The organism is Rheinheimera pacifica (assembly GCF_024809855.1).
GTDB classification, from domain to species: domain Bacteria; phylum Pseudomonadota; class Gammaproteobacteria; order Enterobacterales; family Alteromonadaceae; genus Alishewanella; species Alishewanella pacifica_A.
Genome location: NZ_JANUEM010000001.1, coordinates 555214 through 573823 on the forward strand (window position 1 = coordinate 555214; position 18610 = coordinate 573823).

The 18610-nt window shown below is 49.1% G+C and carries 14 protein-coding genes; 8 read left to right on the forward strand and 6 right to left on the reverse strand.

The window, feature by feature from the left end; genetic code table 11:
- Window positions 1-78: 78 nt before the first annotated feature.
- Window positions 79-1059, reverse strand: a complete 981-nt coding sequence (locus M2404_RS02550) for a response regulator (protein WP_259238111.1) — start codon at window positions 1057-1059, stop codon at window positions 79-81.
- A complete protein-coding gene (locus M2404_RS02555; protein ID WP_259238113.1) occupies window positions 1059-4019 on the reverse strand; it encodes an MHYT domain-containing protein in 2961 nt (986 codons plus the stop codon). Before M2404_RS02555 ends, M2404_RS02550 begins: the two co-directional genes overlap by 1 nt.
- A gap of 210 nt (window positions 4020-4229) precedes the next feature.
- On the opposite strand from M2404_RS02555, the gene M2404_RS02560 reads away from it, so the two are divergent.
- From M2404_RS02560 to M2404_RS02585, 6 genes are all read left to right on the forward strand, one after another.
- The gene (locus M2404_RS02560; protein ID WP_259238114.1) at window positions 4230-4733 is read left to right on the forward strand and encodes a hypothetical protein; all 504 of its coding nucleotides are present in this window, start codon (window positions 4230-4232) and stop codon (window positions 4731-4733) included.
- 146 nt (window positions 4734-4879) lie between these two features.
- A complete protein-coding gene (locus tag M2404_RS02565) occupies window positions 4880-5578 on the forward strand; it encodes an ABC transporter ATP-binding protein (protein WP_259238116.1) in 699 nt (232 codons plus the stop codon).
- A complete protein-coding gene (locus M2404_RS02570; protein ID WP_259238117.1) occupies window positions 5571-8051 on the forward strand; it encodes an ABC transporter permease in 2481 nt (826 codons plus the stop codon). The genes M2404_RS02565 and M2404_RS02570 overlap by 8 nt, the downstream gene beginning before the upstream one ends.
- 125 nt (window positions 8052-8176) lie before the next feature.
- A complete protein-coding gene (locus tag M2404_RS02575; protein WP_259238119.1) occupies window positions 8177-9304 on the forward strand; it encodes a type 1 glutamine amidotransferase domain-containing protein in 1128 nt (375 codons plus the stop codon).
- A 24-nt stretch (window positions 9305-9328) separates the two neighbouring features.
- Window positions 9329-10036 (forward strand): response regulator transcription factor, encoded by a 708-nt coding sequence (locus tag M2404_RS02580; protein WP_259238121.1) that lies wholly within the window; start codon window positions 9329-9331, stop codon window positions 10034-10036.
- Complete coding sequence (locus M2404_RS02585) at window positions 10036-11340, forward strand: sensor histidine kinase (RefSeq protein ID WP_259238122.1); 1305 nt, start codon at window positions 10036-10038, stop codon at window positions 11338-11340. Before M2404_RS02580 ends, M2404_RS02585 begins: the two co-directional genes overlap by 1 nt.
- A gap of 26 nt (window positions 11341-11366) precedes the next feature.
- Here the strand turns inward: M2404_RS02585 and M2404_RS02590 are convergent, their stop codons facing one another.
- The 3 genes from M2404_RS02590 to M2404_RS02600 all read right to left on the reverse strand — a co-directional run bounded on the left by M2404_RS02590 (window position 11367) and on the right by M2404_RS02600 (window position 14297).
- On the reverse strand, window positions 11367-12137 hold the full coding sequence (locus tag M2404_RS02590; protein ID WP_259238123.1) for a hypothetical protein: 771 nt from the start codon (window positions 12135-12137) through the stop codon (window positions 11367-11369).
- Window positions 12138-12269: 132 nt separating this feature from the next.
- On the reverse strand, window positions 12270-13301 hold the full coding sequence (locus tag M2404_RS02595; protein WP_259238125.1) for a methionine synthase: 1032 nt from the start codon (window positions 13299-13301) through the stop codon (window positions 12270-12272).
- A 21-nt stretch (window positions 13302-13322) separates the two neighbouring features.
- A complete protein-coding gene (locus tag M2404_RS02600) occupies window positions 13323-14297 on the reverse strand; it encodes a DUF1852 domain-containing protein (RefSeq protein WP_259238128.1) in 975 nt (324 codons plus the stop codon).
- Window positions 14298-14653: 356 nt separating this feature from the next.
- Between M2404_RS02600 and M2404_RS02605 the strand changes: the two genes are divergently transcribed.
- Window positions 14654-16120, forward strand: a complete 1467-nt coding sequence (locus M2404_RS02605) for a hypothetical protein (RefSeq protein ID WP_259238129.1) — start codon at window positions 14654-14656, stop codon at window positions 16118-16120.
- A gap of 206 nt (window positions 16121-16326) precedes the next feature.
- On the opposite strand, the gene M2404_RS02610 is transcribed toward M2404_RS02605, so the two are convergent.
- On the reverse strand, window positions 16327-16722 hold the full coding sequence (locus M2404_RS02610; RefSeq protein WP_259238130.1) for a VOC family protein: 396 nt from the start codon (window positions 16720-16722) through the stop codon (window positions 16327-16329).
- Between the two features lie 241 nt (window positions 16723-16963).
- Here M2404_RS02610 and M2404_RS02615 point away from each other — a divergent pair, with 241 nt between their 5' ends.
- The gene (locus tag M2404_RS02615; protein ID WP_259238131.1) at window positions 16964-18451 is read left to right on the forward strand and encodes a serine hydrolase domain-containing protein; all 1488 of its coding nucleotides are present in this window, start codon (window positions 16964-16966) and stop codon (window positions 18449-18451) included.
- Window positions 18452-18610 lie beyond the last annotated feature (159 nt).

An 18610-nucleotide genomic window follows, 5' to 3' on the forward strand; every position in this document is an offset into this window, starting at 1 on the left:
GCAGCTATATGATGGTTTTCTTACAATAAAATTAATGATTTACGACAATAAACGATGTCGGGCCACCAGCGGGTGATTTTACTCGGCCCAGCGTTGGCGGATAGCGAGAAGATCAGGCAGGTGTTGCTCCAGCAGATCGACCAGCCGGGGTTCAAAATGCCGGCCCTTTTGCGCCCGCATATACTGCAGAGTATCTTCAATACTCCAGGCTTGTTTATACGGCCGCGCGCTGGTCAGGGCATCAAATACATCCGACACGGCCACAATACGGGCTTCAAGCGGAATAGCCTCTGCCGCCAGGCCATGCGGATAACCGCTGCCATCCCATTTTTCGTGATGATACAGCGCTACCACTTTGGCCATACGCAGCAGCTCAGAGTCACATTCACCGATAATTTCTGCGCCAATCAGCGGGTGCTGCTGCATTTGCTGATACTCTTCTGCGGTAAGCTTGCCGGGCTTTAGCAAAATGCTGTCGGCAATGCCTATTTTGCCAATATCATGCATTGGCGCAGCATGCAGCAAATCTTCTGCTTGCTGCGCAGATAAACCATAAGCCAGTGCCAGTACCTGGGCGTAGTGGCTCATACGCATTACGTGTAACCCGGTTTCGTTGTCTTTATATTCTGCTGCCCGGCCCAGCCGCTGAATAACCTGCAGCCGGGTTTGCTTCAGCTCGTCAGCACGTACCAACGACAAATGAGTTTTTACCCTGGCCCTTACCACAGCAGGTGATACCGGTTTGGTAATGTAATCTACCGCCCCCACCGCAAAGCCTTTAGTTTCGTCTACCTCATCTTTTAATGCAGTAACAAAAATAACCGGCAGCCGCTGGGTTTCTACATTGGCTTTTAAGCGGGCGCATACATCGTAACCGGTCATGCCTGGCATCATTACATCCAGCAGAATCAGGTCCGGTTGCTGTTGTTGCACCAGTTGCAGCGCCTCTTCACCATTTTTGGCAAACAGCAGCCGGTAGTCGTCCTGCAGTATAGTGCGCAGCACCCGCAGGTTGGTTGGCTCGTCATCTACCAGCAGCAAGGTTTGCTTATCGGCCATTAATGTTGTCCTGTGTTGATATGCTGTTGCAACTGCTCAAGCACAGCTAAAGCATGGGTAAAGTCAAAATCATTTACGGCATCCAGCAACGATAAGATCTGTGCCTCGTGCGCTCCGCTGTATCTTTCCAGCTGTTTTAGTACCCCATCTTCCAGCTCATGGCGCTGCAGTGCCTGTTGCAGGGTAGCGAGCAGCGCGGCAAGGGCATTATCGTCAAACTGCTGTAGCGGCTTAGCTGCGCCCTTAGCGGCTTGCTGTTGCAATTGCTGGCAGGCCGCCTGATATTGCGGCCAGCTGTGCATAATTTGTTGCAAGGTTTTGTCTGCCCGTTCATGTTGCTGCTGCCGGGCCGCCTGCTCTAACTCAGCACAGAGTTTACTCAGCTGCTCCAGTGCCAGGTTGCCACTTACACCTTTAATGGCGTGCGCCACTTTTTGTAACTCAGCAAAGTGCTGCGCCTGCAAATACCCGGCAGCTTTTAGCAGCATAGGCTGTTGCTGTTGCAAAAATTGCTCAAGCTGCGGCTGATAATGTGTTACCGAGCCCCACAATTGCATAGCTTTTGCCATATTTAGCAGTTGCAGTGGCGCAGGTTTTGCTGCGGCGCTAACAGCCGGGGTGCCGGTATTAAGCTGCAGCACCCGCGCTATTTCATTGCTTAGCGCAGTAAAATCAACCGGTTTGCTGGCAAAACCCTGCATACCGGCTTCTTTGGCGGCAACTTTATCTTCGTCCAGCACACTGGCGGTTAAGGCGATAACAGGCAATGGCTTACGCTGCTGTGCGTCTTCCCACTGGCGGATCAACCGGCATGCCTCCAGGCCATCCATTACCGGCATCTGAATATCCATCAGCACTACATCAAAATGTTGCTGCTGCACCGCCGCTACCGCTTGCTCACCATCTGCCACCGCCACCACAGTATGCCCGGCGCGCTCCAGCATCAGTTGCAGCAGTTCCAGATTTTGCGCTATGTCGTCGGTTACCAGCACAGATAACGCCGGTAACGCCAGTGCCTGCTCAGTATTGTGTTGCACCTGTGCCACACCGGGCTTTAGCGGCACAGTAAAGCTAAAACAGCTACCTTCACCTTCGGTGCTTTGCACACTGATCCGGCCGCCCATCAGTTCAACTAACTGTTTACTGATAGTGGTGCCAAGCCCGGTGCCACCAAAGCGGCGGCTCATTGAAGCATCAGCCTGGGTAAAAGCATCAAAAATGTAGGGCAAACGCTGCGCTGAAATACCAATGCCGGTATCAGTAATGCTGAATGTCAGCTCTGACGGTGCAGTTAGCTGCACTTTTACCCTGACACTGCCCTGCTCAGTAAATTTAATCGCATTACCCAGCAGGTTTGTCAGCACCTGGCGCAGCCGGTCTGGCGCACCGTAGTAAAACTCGCCTGCTGCAGGGTCAAGCTCCAGCGTAAGCTGCAGCTGTTTTTTGCGGGCCTGCAGCCACAGGGTAGACACCACGGTATCCAATAATGCCGGTAACGAAAAGTCGGCGTATTCCAGTTCCAGCTTGCCTTTTTCCAGCTTGGCACTGTCAAGAATATCGTTTAGCAAATGCAATAAAGAGCGTGCAGCGCTGTGAATGGTTTGCAGGTGTTTATGTTGCTGTGGCGGCAAATCAGCCGACAGCATTAAATCGCTAAAACCAATAATGGCATTCATGGGGGTGCGGATCTCATGGCTCATATTGGCTAAAAAGGCGGCGCGGGCTTCAGCAGCCTGCTCAGCAATATCTTTGGCCTGTACCAGCTCTTGTTCCATCTGTTTACGCGCGCTGATATCCATTAAAAAGCCGTCTAACCAGATAATGTCGCCGCGGTCTGATTTTATCGCTTCGCCATGCTCTAAAATCCAGCGCCAGCTGCCATCCTGATGGCGGATACGGTATTCCAGTGTAAAACTGCCCTGATATAAATCCAGTTGCATAGTGGTAGCTTTATCTGCCGGGTGCACTAAATCAGACCAGCTGCGCTGTGGCGAGGGCAGCATAAAATCGCTGGCCGGATAACCGGACAATAATTCAACAGCATTGCTGATAAACAGCATGTCCCAGTTATCATTATATAAACACCGGTAAGCGGCTCCGGGAATATTGCTGATTAACGAGCGATACTTTTCTTCATTATCTCTGGCCAGAATTTCTTTGGCCTTAACCTGTTGGTTTAGCTCGCGGTATTTAAGCAGCAAGTTTACTGCTACCACCAGGCCAGTGATCATCAGCGTAATAAAAGCAACCGTCAACGCCATCAGCCAGGAAATATCGTCGTTGTTGCTCATTGCGGTAAAACCCGGCGGCGGTACAAAACGGGCTGCCGCCATACCGGTATAATGCATACCGCTTATTGCCGCCCCCATTACCACACTGCTTAGCAACGTAAGCCAGTGCGGCGCCAGATTAAAGCGGCGCAGGCCAAAACGAACCCACAGCGCAATAATGGCCAGCACTACCGCCACCAGAATAGACAGCAAAAACATCGGCAAGTCGTAACGCAAGGCCACCGACATTTGCATAGCGGCCATGCCCATATAATGCATGGTACCAATACCGGCACCCACCAATACGCCGCCGCCCAACAGTTGCAGTCTGCGTAGCTGTTGTTTACTGATCAGATCAAGCGCCACCCAGGAGGCCGCAATACTGGGTAACATAGATAAAAAGGTTAAACCTGGCTGATAACTGACACCGGTACACAAGGCAAACGCCAGCATACCGATAAAGTGCATTGACCAGACACCGCCGCCCAATGCAATACTGCCGCTACCCAGCATCAGCAGGCGTACGCTTTTTTTCTTAACGCTGATAGCCTGAGCGGTAATATGCATGGCAATAGCAGAGGAAAATACTGCGATTAAAAAAGATAGCAGCACCAGGCTGGGATCATAACTACCGGCAAGCAGCAAAGGATCGGCCGGATGCTCAAACCACTGATGTAACCACTGCAACATCTCAACCTCTACTGCTTATGCTTTGAGCAAATGTTAACAGATTACAGTTAACCAACGCTATGCCAGTTGCGCTGGTATAGCAGTATCCTCCGTCAAATAACGGCTAAAACCACTTAACCTGCTACTGGCGAGCTTATAACCTTAGCAACTGGCACAGTTTCTGCTTTATTTCGGTACAGGCAAACTTCTATCTTAAGCGGAGTACAGCAAATGACCGTGTCAGGCCTCAGTATTAATAACTACCAACTACAGTATCAGTTGCTAAAACCCGAAGCAGAAGCCGCCGATAGCAGCACCCAGCGGCAAGAAATTGCCGGTATAGCTACGCCTGCGGCAACACCGGCCGCACAGCAAACACCGCAGCAGGATGAAACCAGCAAACAGCAGGAGGCATTTTTAAGTCAACTAATGGACCAGATGCTGGCCAACCGTATCGGGCTGGATAAACAAAAGTTCGATGAAATACAGCAGAAAATAGAAGAAGCCCAGGCCGAAAAAGAAGCGCTGCAGCAGCAACCGCAAAGCCCGGAGCGCGACGGCAAAATAGCGGCACTGGATGCCAAACTGGATAAACTCGGCAAAGCGCTGGAAGGCTTAATTGAACAAGCCAACCGTAACCGTGAAAACAGCGAGCGGGAAAAGCAGGCCGTAAGCGCAGTTCAGCAGTACCAGCTAACGGCAGCAACCGATAAAGAACCAAAACTGTTTTTGTAATCTGAGCATCCCAGGCAGACCAAAACCGCCTGCTTAACAGCCGCTTTAGCTGAAACCTGAGAAGGCTTCTTAAAGTGCTATTTTCACATCTGTTTCACAGCACTACGGCCATGCTGCGATAAGTTTATCCAGCAAGAGTAACCGTTATGCCGGCATCCGCGATAAGTCGTATTGAATTAAACAATGTCAGTCAATCCTTCACTCTCCATAAAAAGCAGGTTCAGCTGTTCAGTCAGCTAAACCTGTCTATTGTACAGGGGCAGTCTTATGCCATTACCGGCCCTTCCGGCTCAGGCAAGTCCAGTCTGTTGATGCTGATGTCCGGCCTGGAACAACCTACAGAAGGCCAAACCAGTTATATGCAAGACGGGCGCATACTGCCGCTTAATCATTTGCGTGCAGAAATTGGTTTTATTTTTCAGCAGTTTCACTTATTGCCGGAATTAACGGCGCTGCATAATGTGGCGCTGCCGCTTAAACTGCGCGGCCAAAAACAGGCGGAACAACAGGCTACAGCATGGCTGGAAAAAGTCGGGCTTGGCCACCGGCTGCATCATAAACCCAAACAGCTAAGCGGCGGCGAGCAACAACGGGCAGCAATTGCCAGAGCCCTGGTGTTTGAACCGCGCTTTATCTTTGCTGATGAACCCACCGGCAATCTGGATACACAAAGTGCTGCAGAAATAGCTGAGTTGCTGTTTTCCTGCTGTCAGCAAAAAGGCGCCGGACTGGTAATGGTAACCCATAGCGAGCAACTGGCGGCCCGTGCTCAGCATGTGTTTAGCTTTAGTCATGGTAACGCAGCTCTGGTTGAAAAAGGCCGGCCGGAGGTGCAGTGTGTTTAGCCAAAACCTTACTCTGGCCTGGCATTTTTATCGCCAGCAACGACAGCACCGCCATCAGCACTTGCTAAGATGGGTGCAAACCATTTTGATGGTGTTTATTGTCGCATTAAGCCAAACCAGCGCTGGCATTCAGGCTTATCTGAGCCAGAACTTAAATAACTTGCTCGGCGCCGATTTGGTGCTCAGCCAGTTGCAAGCCTTAACTGAAAGCCAACACACAGAACTGGCGGCTATGTCACAGCAAATAGTGCTGACCAGAAGCCTGACGACCACCCTGACCCACAACGGTACCTGGCAGCAGGCAACGCTAAAAGCCGTGGCCGCAGACTACCCGTTGCACGGTGAACTGCGCTCATCGACCAGCCTGACCGGCAGCGAAACCTTGTCTTCTGCCGGCCCGGCAGCAGGCGAGATCTGGCTGGATTCGCGGCTGTTAACAAGCTTATCACTGCGCATCGGTGATCCCTTAGCCATTGCCAACCAAAAGCTAACCGTGACGCGGGTTTTGCAGCACGAGCCAGACCGCTTAATGGAAGGGCACAACGTCAATATGCGTGCCTTAATGCATAGCCTGGATTTTGAACGCTTCAACTTTGCCGCCGACAGTGTGCAGCACCGTTACCTGATTGCAGCCAACCAGGCGCAAATAAAGCAGATTATTGCCTGGCAACAAGCCCATTTACCCGCCGCGCAACTGCAGCACAAACAAGGTGCGCACCCGTTGGCGTTGTTTTGGCAACGTACAGAAAACTTTATTGGTCTGGCATCTGTTATTCTGTTTTTTATGGCGGCGATTGCCATCCAACAACTGACCCAGCTGCAAATGCGCAAAGAACAGTTTTTCAGCGCGGTTTGCCTGAGCCTGGGCACGTCAAAAAGCACCACTGTGCAAGTCTCTGTTATCAAGTGGCTATTGGGGTTGTTGTTTTTGCTGCCCGCAGTGCTGCTGATATCTGCCCTGTGCCATTGGGCGCTTATCCAGTGGCTAACCCCCACCTTCGCCGGGCTTAGCTGGCAGTGGAACTTCCGCCTGGCAGCACAAACTGTGCTGGCCACCGCCGCTATGTTTTGCGTGTTTCAACTGTCGGTGTGGGCCGGGTTATACCGCGCTAGTGTGGCTCAACTGATTCATAATACGCAGCGCAAGCTCAGCCATGGCCTGTCTTTAGCCTGTGCCGTGCTGGTACTGTTGGCTGTTGCGGTGGCCTACTCAGATAACGGTTTATTAACGGCCATGCTATTAACGGCAATGGCGATAACTATTGTGTTTATGTTAGCCAGCAGTTGGTTGCTGTTGTCGATAGGCGAAAAGTTAACCAGCAATATCTCCGGTTTACTGCCGTTCGCGCTGTATATGATGAGACAACGCTTACTGAGTAAAACCACGCAGATTTTAGGCATAGGTTTGTCTGCCTTTTTATTGCTGTTTAGCCTGATGCTGCTTAAAGACCTTGGTGGCAGTATGCAAGCGTATCAGCGCCAGCACGATGGCAACCTGCTGGTGTCACAGGCCAGCAGCGCCCAGATGGCCGATATTGCGAGCTGGGCGACACAGCACAACGTGGCTATACGCCAGCATAAGCCATTTATCTACGCCAAACTGACCAGGGTAAATGGCCGGCATTTGGCTGACTTCAGCCAAAAACCCAGCGATAGCCTGGCCACATTCAACCAGCCGGTGCGGCTGCACTGGAACGATGACGTGCCCGACAATAACCGTATTATCGCCGGCCAGTGGTGGCAGCACGGTGATAGCAACTGGCAGCAGGTTGCGGTGGAACAAGAAGTAATGACCGATCTGGGTTTGAAGTTGGGTGATCGCTTAAGCTTGTTTATTGCAGGACACAGCATCGATCTGGTTATTGTTGCCAGCCACGCCTATAAGCCCGGGGCCGGCTCTATTACCTTTTGGCTGCAAATGCCAGCCACAGCGCTTAAGCATATCGCAGCACCGCACTACGCTATGGCCAGCCTGGAGTTAGCAAACGCTCAGTTTGCTCTGCTGGGTGAACTGTGGCAAGTACACCCGTCGCTGCGCATGGTATCACTGCAGGAGATGACCCAACGCTTTGATACTACACTGGCGATGGTTACTCAGGTGATCAGTGGCTTTTCCGCCTTGATCATTATGCTGGCAGCTATCGTTATTGTGTCCTCTGTGCATGCGCAGGAAGCCAGAGAAAAACAAAAGAACAGCATCATTCTCAGTTTTGGTTTTTCCCGCGCTACCTGCTTAAAGCTTACCGCCATTGAGTGGCTGGCTACCGCCGCTATTGCGGCAACCGGTGCCATCATGGGTACCTGGTTGGCGGGGTTACTCATTTATCAATCGCAGTTTTCACTACCGTATCACCCTGATTTTATCTGGTTACTGACAACCTTAGCCATCATTTTACTGCTGGTCACCGCACTGGGTGTTGTCGCCGCTAAACATAGTCTGGCCGGTTCAGTACGACAACTTATGGCGGAATAAGCCATCAGCTGCCGATTAAAAGGCAGTTTTTAAATTGCTTTCACATGGCTTTCACAACCGGGCTGACATGCTGCTCACTGAAACCTAAAACAACTAAAATTTAATGCTTAAACGGAGACAGTATTATGCAATTACTTAAACGTTACTTATTGCCATTCATCCCACTGTTGGCGTTACTACTGATGGCCGCCGGCGTAGCGGCACAGCCGGACGACAAGCGTATTTTGTTGGTGTTAAGCGGCCACGGCCAACAACAGGGGCAACAAGCGCCCGGTTATGAATTTGATGAATTTGCCAAAGCCTATCTGGTATTTAAAGCACATGGTATTGACGTTGACATTGCCAGCCCGCAAGGTGGCCCGGTGGAGGCCGATGAGTACGATCCAGCCAAGCCGTACAATCAGCAAGTGCTGGATGACCCCGCCATAATGGCAAAACTGGCTAACACCCTGGCCACAGCGCAATTGGATGCCGCTAACTATAACGGCATTTTTATCGTTGGCGGCAAAGGCGCCATGTTTGACTTACCAAAAGACGCCGCGTTACAACAACTGATTGCCGCTATTTATCAGCAGCACGGTTCGGTCGCTGCGGTTTGCCATGGCCCAGCTGCGCTGGTAAACGTTAAGTTAGCCGATGGCAGCTATCTGGTTGCCAATAAAGCGGTTAACAGCTTTACCAATGAGGAAGAGCAATTGTTTGGTAAAAAGTGGCTGCCAAAATTTGAATTTTTATTGCAGGATAAACTGACGGAGCGTGGTGGTATCTTTCAAGCCAGCCCTATTATGCTCAATCATGTGGTAGTGGATAACCGGCTTATCACCGGCCAAAACCCTACCTCTACCGTTGCCGTGGCCACAGCACTGGTTAAATCGCTTGGCATTACGCCACTTGTTATGCCACCGCATAAAGACGATCACACCCTGGCGTTAGTGGCAGCCTTGCTGGATGGCAAGCCGGACGCGGCACAAGCGTTAGCATCGAACCCGGAGCAGCTTCATATTGAACTGGCAGGCATGTATGGCTACTACTATTTCACTGCCGCTAACACCGAAACGGCATGGCAGCATGCGCTGACGCTAATGCTGCTGAGCCAAAGCGCGATCAATAATCCGGCGTTGGATCTGCAAATTGCTAAGGCGCAGCAAAAGCTTGGCGATAAGGCTGCGGCTACGGCAACACTTAAGCAGATATTAGCCAACAAACCTGAGTTTGAACCTGCTAAAGTCATGCTAAACAGCATGTCGCTGTAATGTAGTAATACAATTGGAAGCCTAATGGAAACTGCGCTAACGCCGTCTTCAGCCCTGCATGTACTGCTGATTGAAGATCAGCTGAATATTGCCCAAAATATTGCCGAGTATATGGAGCAAAAAGGCCATGTGTTTGATTTTGCTGTCAAGGGCACACAAGGGTTGGCGTTAGCGCTGCAACACTATTACGACCTGATTATTCTCGATTTAAATCTGCCAGCCATGGATGGCCTTGAAGTGTGCCGTCAGCTGCGGGAAAAAGCGCAGCGGCATATTCCGCTGTTAATGCTCACTGCCAGAGACAGTATCGATGATAAAGTCGCTGGCTTTCATGTCGGCACTGACGACTACCTGACCAAGCCCTTTTCGTTACAAGAGCTGGAAGTGCGCTGCCTGGCTCTTTGCCGTCGGCACCGCTTACAAGGCAAGACCTCGGTACAGCTTGGTCCTTTGCTGCTGGACAAAACACGCAAAACAGCAAGCCGCGATGGCAAACTGCTGGAGCTCACCACTATGGGCTATAAAATTCTGACGGTACTGGCAGACGCCTATCCACAAGTGGTTAGCCGCTCTGAGTTAAGTTGCAAGCTGTGGGGCGATGAACCAACAGAGTCTGACGCACTACGGTCACATATTTATCAATTGCGGGCGGTGCTGGATAAGCCTTTTACCTACCCGATGATAAAAACCGTGTTTGCTGTCGGCTTTACCCTGGAGGTAGCAGAAAAGTGATGCCTGATGTAACTGATCTAAATAAGCCCGGACAAAAATTCCATAGTTTAAGCCGGCGTATCGTATGGCAGTTCTGTATTTTTACGCTGCTGATCTCAGCGCTTTACAGCTTCATTTCCTTTGTACTGATGTACACACTGGAAGACAGCTTTATCGAAAAAGATATGCTGCGCGAAGCCGCCTACTTAAGTAGCCAGTACCAGGAAAGCGGTCACTGGCCAGCGCCAAGAAACCATACTATGCAGTTGCATTTTTCCAGCACCACCTACCCGGATGATATGCGAGCCTCTGCCTTGGCCGAGCCGGAGCGTAAAGAGTTTTACGGCCAGCAGGATCGGCATTATCACTTGTATCGTTTTCCTGCGCACCCAGGTGTGTCGCTGCTGGCAGAGGTAAGCACTGAGTTACTGGTACGGCCCATTCGCGGTGGCGTGCTGCAATTTTTAGCCATCAGCGGCCTGTTAATCAGCAGCATTGCTTGCCTGATAGCCTGGTTGGTTAGCAGAAACACCACCCGGCCGCTAAAGCAACTGGCACAGCTGGTTGATGGCGCGGCGCCACAGCAGCTGCCGGATAAATTCTCCCGTCAGTTTCCTAATAATGAAGTGGGTATTTTGGCGCGCACGCTGGAACATACGTTTTGCCGGATTGCTCAGGCTTTAGAGCGTGAAAAATGCTTTACCCGCGATGTCAGCCACGAGCTGCGCACGCCGCTGGCAGTAATAAAAAACGCCGTTGAACTGTGTCATAGCCAGGCCGTCAGCAGCACCGCTGACAACGCCGTGTTGCAGCGCATTTACGACGCCGCCGATCAGATAGAAAAAGCCGCCCACACGCTGTTAATGCTGGCCAGAGAACAACATGCCCCCGGCAAACACAGCGCAACCCGGCTGATGCCGCTGCTGGAAAAAGCCATTTTGGATAACCGCATACTGCTAAGCGGTAAGCAGATAGAAATTGATATCAACGATAACTGCGATGTGAGTATCAACGCCAACCCGGATATGCTTAAAGTGTTGCTGGATAACATTTTAAGCAATGCGTTTAAATATACTGAATCCGGCACAGTAAGCCTCGCCTTTATTAATAACCAGCTGCAGATCCGCGATACCGGCCCGGGCATAGAACCGGCGATCTGCGGCCACATCACTGACGCCGGGGTTAAAGGCACGCAAAGCACCGGCTTTGGTTTTGGCTTATCCATTGTAAAACGGCTGTGCGAACACCAGGGCTGGCAGATGGCGGTAAACAGCAATACGGGCACCACTGTATCGATCAGCTTCCCGCCCAGTGATATACCATAGTAATGTTCAGGCCAGAGCTGCAGATATTACGGGCCTACATAACGGTAATCAGAATAAGTAGCGGTCGATACTTCATCAATAGTGGTAAAAAACGCGAAGCGGCCTTTCATAGTCAGCTCCTGCCGTGCTGGCAGTATCGCCGTATCAATTTTAATAAAGCTAAGCGTTAGCTTAAACTCCTTAATATCGGCGCTGAATAACGGCGAAAAGCTGGCGGTATTAGTAATTTCAATACTTTCAATATAGTGCTGCTGTTTGTCAAAGATAAGGCTTCCTTTCAGATGCTGCGACGCCTCTGCACCCAACTGGCTGAGATACACAGCAAAGCCGGCCTGAAAACGCTGCGGCTCGCTTGATAGCAGTTGCAATGTGTCAATTTGAATAAGGTCGCGCAACTTCACGGAGAAGCTCTGCTGTCCGCTATTTTCTGTCTGTTTTTGCTTAGTTTCAGCCAGTTTTTTTTCAGCAAACTTGCGCAGTTGCTTATTATTTGGTGGTTGACCATTAACGCTAAGCAACGTCCATTGCTGGCTCAGCGCCCTTGTCGGGTCGAACAATTCAATACTGCTGCTAATTTCTCCTTCTTCGTTTTCATAGCGCGAAACACGATAAGACCAGTCGGCACGGGCGCGTTGTTCAAAGTCAGTAATAGCCCGGCTGATAAGCTGTTCGATACAGCATTGCCCGTCAATTTGTGCAGTATCCGCTAAAACTTGCTCTACCCGCTGCGGCTCAGCCGCCACAGGCTGCGCCGCAAGGCCCAGGCAAAGATACAGCGCGCAATACTTGGTGTGCATAACATGCCTTTCTTGTTACAACAAAACAGGCATTAAATTTACCGATTGCCGTGTGAAAGCTGCGTGAAATTTGCCGCCTTGCGTGTAACCGGCCCGTGCATGTTGGCCAACTTTTCTCAAGTTTGTTGCATCTTACCTGGCCAGCAGTTCATTGCGCACAATCTCTGCCCCTGCCGCTAAGGCATTGAGCTTGCCAGTGGCAACGTCACGGGATAACGGCGCCATACCACAGTTAGTGCAAGGGTAAAGCTTGTCGGCATCGACATATTGCAGCGCTTTTCTAAGCGTTGCCGCTACTTGCTCCGGTGTCTCTATGGTGTCAGTTGCCACATCAATGGCGCCGACCATCACTTTTTTACCGCGGATAAGCTCCAGCAACTCAATAGGCACATGCGAGTTGTGACACTCCAGTGAAATAATATCAATATTGGATTGTTGCAGCTTGGGGAATACTGCTTCGTATTGCCGCCACTCAGAGCCTAAGGTTTTTTTCCAGTCGGTATTGGCTTTAATGCCATAGCCATAGCAAATATGTACTGCCGTTTCGCATTTAAGCCCTTCGATGGCGCGCTCTAAACATTTAATGCCCCACTCATTAACTTCATCAAAAAACACGTTAAAGGCTGGTTCGTCAAACTGAATAATATCAACACCGGCAGCCTCTAACTCTTTTGCTTCCTGGTTTAGTATTTTGGCAAACTCCCACGCCAGTTGTTCGCGGCTTTTGTAGTGGTCATCGTGCAGGGTGTCGATCATTGTCATCGGGCCCGGCAAAGCCCATTTTATCGGCTGCGTGGTTTGCGCCCGTAAAAACTTAGCATCTGCAACAAACACCGGCTTTGGCCGCGACACCGGGCCCACTACCGTTGGTACACTGGCATCATAGCGGTTACGAATTCTCACCGTTTTACGCTTATTAAAATCCACGCCGCTTAAGTGCTCTATAAAGGTGGTGACAAAGTGCTGCCGGCTTTGCTCGCCATCACTAACAATATCAATGCCGGCCAGTTGTTGTTGTTGCAATGACAGCCGCAGTGCATCCTGCTTGCCGCTAATCAGTTCTTCTCCCTGCAATTTCCACGGTGACCAAAGTGTTTCAGGCTCTGCCAGCCAGGATGGTTTAGGTAAACTGCCGGCCGTTGAGGTAGGTAATAGTGTTTTCATCTTAAGTCATGTTCCCGATTATTAAGCGTAGTTAGCCGACCATTGTTCCAGCACCGCGCGGTGCGGTTTAATAAAGTGCTCTTCAGCAAACCTGCCCTGCGCTATAGCTAACTTGCTGCGCTCTTCGCGGTCGTACACAATTTGCGTGATGGAATGATCCTGATTGCGCAAATTTGGCTGATAACACCTGCCAGCTACGGCATTGGCGTTATAAATTTCCGGCCGGTAGATTTTTTGGAAGGTTTCCATGGTGCTGATGGTGCTAATCAGCTCAAGGTTGGTGTAATCGTTAAGTAAGTCACCAACAAAATGAAAAGCCAAAGGCGCCACACTGTTTGGCGGCATAAAATAGCGCACCTGCAAGCCCATTTTTTTAAAGTACTGCTCGGTTAATGACGACTCGTTTGCCAGGTATTCCACTCCCAGTACCGGGTGCTGGTTTTCCGTACGCTGATAAACCTTGTTATCCGACACACTAAGGCAGATAACCGGTGGCTTGTTAAAATGCTGCTTGTAAGCATTTGAGTTAACAAAATATTTGAACAGCTTGCCATGCAGCTCGCCAAAATTATCCGGTATGCTGAACCGGGCCTGATGCTTATTGTGCTCCAGCAGCAATACGCTAAAATCGTAATCCCGCACATAAGAGGAAAAGTTATTGCCAACAATGCCTTCAATACGCTCGTTGGTTTTATGATCAACAATATTGGTTTTTAATACTTCAATCGACGGGAAGCTTGAGCCATTGCCGTCAATATCCACATCAACGGATACGATGTCCAGCTCGACAGAGTAACGATCGCCTTTGGGGTTATCCCATTGCGCCAGTGCATTAAAACGGTTGTTAATCATCGTTAAAGCATTACGCAAATTCTGCTGGCGGCACTCACCCCGTGCCAGATTGGCGAAGTTGGTGGTAATGCGCGTGCTGTCTGCCGGCTGATAATGTTCATCAAACCGGATACGCTTAATGGTAAAAGTAAAATCGTTATTCATGCTCTGCTATCCCCTTTGCTAACCGCCGATAAAAACATCTAGACGTCTAGACTTAAAGCCATGTGTAATTTATACACCCAGGGCTACATGAATAAAAATGATATTATTTCATCAATCTATGAACAAAACTCATAGTTATGCGCGTATCGAACGCTTAGCAGAAAAATGGTGGGATATTAGACGCTGTAAGGCAACCCAACTAATAGCTCAAATGCTGGCCAACCTTATCGGGCCGGCTTTAAGCCAACTTGACAGAGTACTAATCCACAATATTATTGATTAACTATCAACCAAAAAATTCGAGTTACTTGCATTAATCCGTTGCAAGGTGAATGTTGTGCTATATGGAACTGGCAATGACAAATCATACGGATACTTCAAATGAACAACACAAATCTGATACATCTTCTAAACCAAAGCTAAAACAAGCCGTAGTGGTGATCCATGGTATGGGCGAGCAACGCCCAATGGAAACCATCCGGCAATTTGTAGCTCATGTATGGAAACAGGACAAGCAACTGGAAGATCCTCATTTTTGGAATAAGCCCAGCGCAGTATGCGAATCTTTCGAACAACGCCGTATTACAACAGACAGGCCCAAGATTAAAGGCTCAGACGATCGCGTCTGCAGAACAGACTTCTACGAATATTATTGGGCACATCATACCGTAGGCACTAAATGGGAGCATTTTGTTGGCTGGTTTCTGGCATTGCTAAAATGCTCTCCCGACAGATACAAAAATCATCCAAAATCACTTAAGCCCCTGTGGTATATGCTGTGGGGAGTTTTCCTTCTCGGGAGCTCGAGTATAGTTGGCTGGTTGTTCGCCGTTCACTGCTTAACTGAGTACTATAAAAGCAACGCTATTGCAGCCTTAATCCTCGGCGTTTTAATCAGCGCAATAGAGGGAGCCGTCCTATTCTATTGCAATAAACTCAGAAAATTTTTTACCGATTACTTTGGCGATGTGGCCCGTTACGTTCGCGCTGAGCCGGCAAATATCGCAATAAGGCAGGCAATTCGAGAAGGCGGTATTGAGCTATTGGAACGCATTCATCAAACAGGGGAATACAACCGCATTGTGTTAGTTGGCCATAGCCTAGGCTCCATTATTGCCTATGACATTCTTAATCACCTTTGGGCTAGGCATAACAAATTTGAAGTAACTCAAGGCAGTAGTTCTAAATCAACTCCGCTTTCCGAAAAAGCTAAAGAACTGGCAGACAAATTACAATTAATGACTTCAGATTGTGGCTTAGCCACCTTTGATCAGAAGGGATATTGGGATCTGCAACGCCATCTATTTAATGAGCTTACCCAAAATGATCTGGCTAATAACTGGCTGATATCTGATTTTGTAACTTTAGGTAGCCCGCTTACCTACGCTGATATTTTGTTATTTGACAACGAAACACAGTTTGTTAAAAGAAAACTAGACAGAGAATACCCTACTTCTCCGCCTCTAACTGAGAGTGGGAGCTGGTATTACGGCGCTGGTTCTGATTGCTATTTACATCATGGGGCTGTATTCGCAGCCGTTAAATGGACAAATATATACACCCCTCACAAAAATTTCGTTAAGGGCGATTTAATTTCCGGCTTGGTCAGTCGCAACTTTAGTTATAAGAGTTTTGATAACAACAACGGAAAAATGGCGCCTCCTGAAGATCTGACAAAATCACCAATTGAAGAAATCGAATTAGATTGGACGAAAATAAAAGATGGCTTTACACATACTGAATATTGGAGCCCTTCGACACGAGGTGACATCCATCTGGTCAAGCTTCGCAGAGCCATTGCACTATATCCCGACACGCAATAGCCAGCAGGAAAATTCCGCATCGAAGATGCGGAGGCCGCCAGACCAACGCAAAAATATAGCACCTCATACTTTATATGCATAAAATGCCTGTTTTGTTGAAAAAAAACAGGCATTTTAAAATACTAACGGGCGAGTAAAAGCTGCGTGAAATCTGCTAACCAGCGCGCGCACAGCAACCAGTTTAATTCTGCTCTGCCGCTACTAACTTATGTCATCGAGTGCAGGCCAATTAAATTGCCTTCACAGTCGCGCACCACAGCGCAAAAACCATGTACGCCAATAGACATTTTCGGCTGCTGTATACTGCCGCCATTGGCTTTGGCACGCTCAGCCTGCACGGCACAATCTTCGCAGCCAAAATACACCAGAGTACCACCGCCGCCAGGGGTAAAACCGGCCATTTTCACCAGGCTGCCACCAGCACCGTAGTAATTCATGCCGTTTTCTTTATCCATCGGGAAGAACCACATTTCCATCTCAAGCTCCGGCGTGGGCGATGGCATAGGTTCCAGCTTGATATCAAACAGCGCCTGATAAAATGCTTTGGCGCGTTCCATGTTTTCTACGTAAATTTCAAAATGCACTACCGGGTTAAATTTCATCGCGTTGCTCCTAAAATTGGCAATACCCTGCACAGCCAGCTGATGCAGCAGTAAAGATAGCAGTGATTGATTCACAGTGCTTAGTCGGATGGAAAAGGCAAAGATCGACAAGCATCTGGCAGAGTTTTAAAGACATCTGCTTACATCTCCATCATTGCAACTGCAGCCGATTTTCAATAATCTTAGATAAATTAATTTGTTAGAACCACATTCTGGCCACTAACTCACGGAAGACTCTCTGATGCCCGTACCTCAGTTACTGCGTAAAACCCTGATATTAGTTGCCGTAGGTAGTGCCTGTGTAGGTGCAGCCCGTTCAGACCCGGCCGCACTGGATGAGAAAATCAGCCGCGTAGAACAAGGGCTGTCAACGTCAGTTATTGTCAAAGGCGCATCAGCTCAGAAAATGCAGTTGGCACATCGGATGCACTATCACCAGGTTCCTGCTGTAAGCATTGCGGTTGTAAACAATGGTCGACTTGAGTGGGCCCAAGCTTATGGGGTAAATGTTGCAGGCAGCAATGCAAACACCACATTAACCACCTTGTTTCAAACCGCCTCTATCAGCAAAGCCGTCAGCGCCATGGCTGCATTACATCTGGTTGAGCAAGGAAAACTTCAGCTGAATGGCGATATAAATAGCCAACTGAAAAGCTGGAAACTGCCTGAGAATGACTTCACCAAAGAGCATAAAGTGAGCCTGCGGCAGTTGCTGAACCATAGTGCTGGCGTCAATGTGCATGGTTTTCATGGTTATGCACTTACACAAAATGATCAACAAGCAGTACCAAGCTTACTTGCAGTATTGAACGGTGAAGCACCAGCGAATACTGCACCAGTTCGTGTCGAAGCAATACCAGGCACTCAATGGAGCTATTCCGGCGGTGGTTACACCATCATCCAATTGATGATGATGGAAGCAAGCCAAAAGGATTTTCCACAGCTATTACAAGATATCGTATTTACCCCTTTAGATATGCAGCACAGCCGCTTCGCCGCACAGTTGCCACAGCAAGAGCGCAAAAATGCTGCCGCTGGGCATGATAGCAGCGGTGCAGCCATTCCAGGCTTGTGGCACCAAAACCCTGAACTGGCAGCTGCAGGCATGTGGAGCACAGCCGCAGATTTAGCAAAAATAATTATTGAAGTGCAGAAGTCGGAAGCTGGTACTTCAGACAGCATACTTTCCAGCCAAATGACTAAAACCATGTTAACGCGCGGCTTAGGTGAAACTGGCCTTGGCTTTTTTGTTGAACAGCAGCTAGACAGAACCAGTTTTAGTCACAGTGGTGGCAACAAAGGATTTCGCACTTTATTATTCGGCTATACAAAAACCGGTCAGGGTGCAGTAGTGCTGACCAACAGCGATAATGGCATGGCATTAATTGAAGAAATATTTACCAGTATTGCCGCCGAATACAACTGGCCCGACTTTAAGGTCACAGAAAAAGCAGTCATAGCGCCAGATGCTAAGCTCAACCAAACATTAGCTGGTGAATACCTGCTATTAGATAAACCTGCGTTTATTCTTGCAGAAGCAGATCGCCTATATTTCCAAAGCAATTTAATCAGCGGCAAACGCCTTGAGCTGCACCGGGAAGCAAACTCCAGCTTCTTCCTGACAGCTCCGGATGCTACGGTCCGATTTGAAACCGATACTGAAAACCAACTGACAGGGTTTTCTTTGATTAAAGGTGTAAATACTTATAAGGCTACAAAAGTGAAATAATGCGTAGAAAATAGAGCTGCACTGCTGTCTACCAAAACCAAGAGGCTCTATACCATCAGCACCTGAATTATTTCTTAAGCGGATGGCGCTGAAGGTATCGATATCGAATGCTCGACGTTGTTACACCAAATTAGATTTTAACAGTACTCTAGACACACC

Coding starts and splice junctions, on each gene's coding strand:
- M2404_RS02595 (WP_259238125.1), bottom strand. CDS start 13,301: ATGAAAACACTATTACCTACCTCAACGGCCGGCAGTTTACCTAAACCA.
- M2404_RS02600 (WP_259238128.1), bottom strand. CDS start 14,297: ATGAATAACGATTTTACTTTTACCATTAAGCGTATCCGGTTTGATGAA.
- M2404_RS02590 (WP_259238123.1), bottom strand. CDS start 12,137: ATGCACACCAAGTATTGCGCGCTGTATCTTTGCCTGGGCCTTGCGGCG.
- M2404_RS02560 (WP_259238114.1), top strand. CDS start 4,230: ATGACCGTGTCAGGCCTCAGTATTAATAACTACCAACTACAGTATCAG.
- M2404_RS02605 (WP_259238129.1), top strand. CDS start 14,654: ATGACAAATCATACGGATACTTCAAATGAACAACACAAATCTGATACA.
- M2404_RS02550 (WP_259238111.1), bottom strand. CDS start 1,059: ATGGCCGATAAGCAAACCTTGCTGCTGGTAGATGACGAGCCAACCAAC.
- M2404_RS02555 (WP_259238113.1), bottom strand. CDS start 4,019: ATGTTGCAGTGGTTACATCAGTGGTTTGAGCATCCGGCCGATCCTTTG.
- M2404_RS02565 (WP_259238116.1), top strand. CDS start 4,880: ATGCCGGCATCCGCGATAAGTCGTATTGAATTAAACAATGTCAGTCAA.
- M2404_RS02575 (WP_259238119.1), top strand. CDS start 8,177: ATGCAATTACTTAAACGTTACTTATTGCCATTCATCCCACTGTTGGCG.
- M2404_RS02580 (WP_259238121.1), top strand. CDS start 9,329: ATGGAAACTGCGCTAACGCCGTCTTCAGCCCTGCATGTACTGCTGATT.
- M2404_RS02610 (WP_259238130.1), bottom strand. CDS start 16,722: ATGAAATTTAACCCGGTAGTGCATTTTGAAATTTACGTAGAAAACATG.
- M2404_RS02585 (WP_259238122.1), top strand. CDS start 10,036: ATGCCTGATGTAACTGATCTAAATAAGCCCGGACAAAAATTCCATAGT.
- M2404_RS02615 (WP_259238131.1), top strand. CDS start 16,964: ATGCCCGTACCTCAGTTACTGCGTAAAACCCTGATATTAGTTGCCGTA.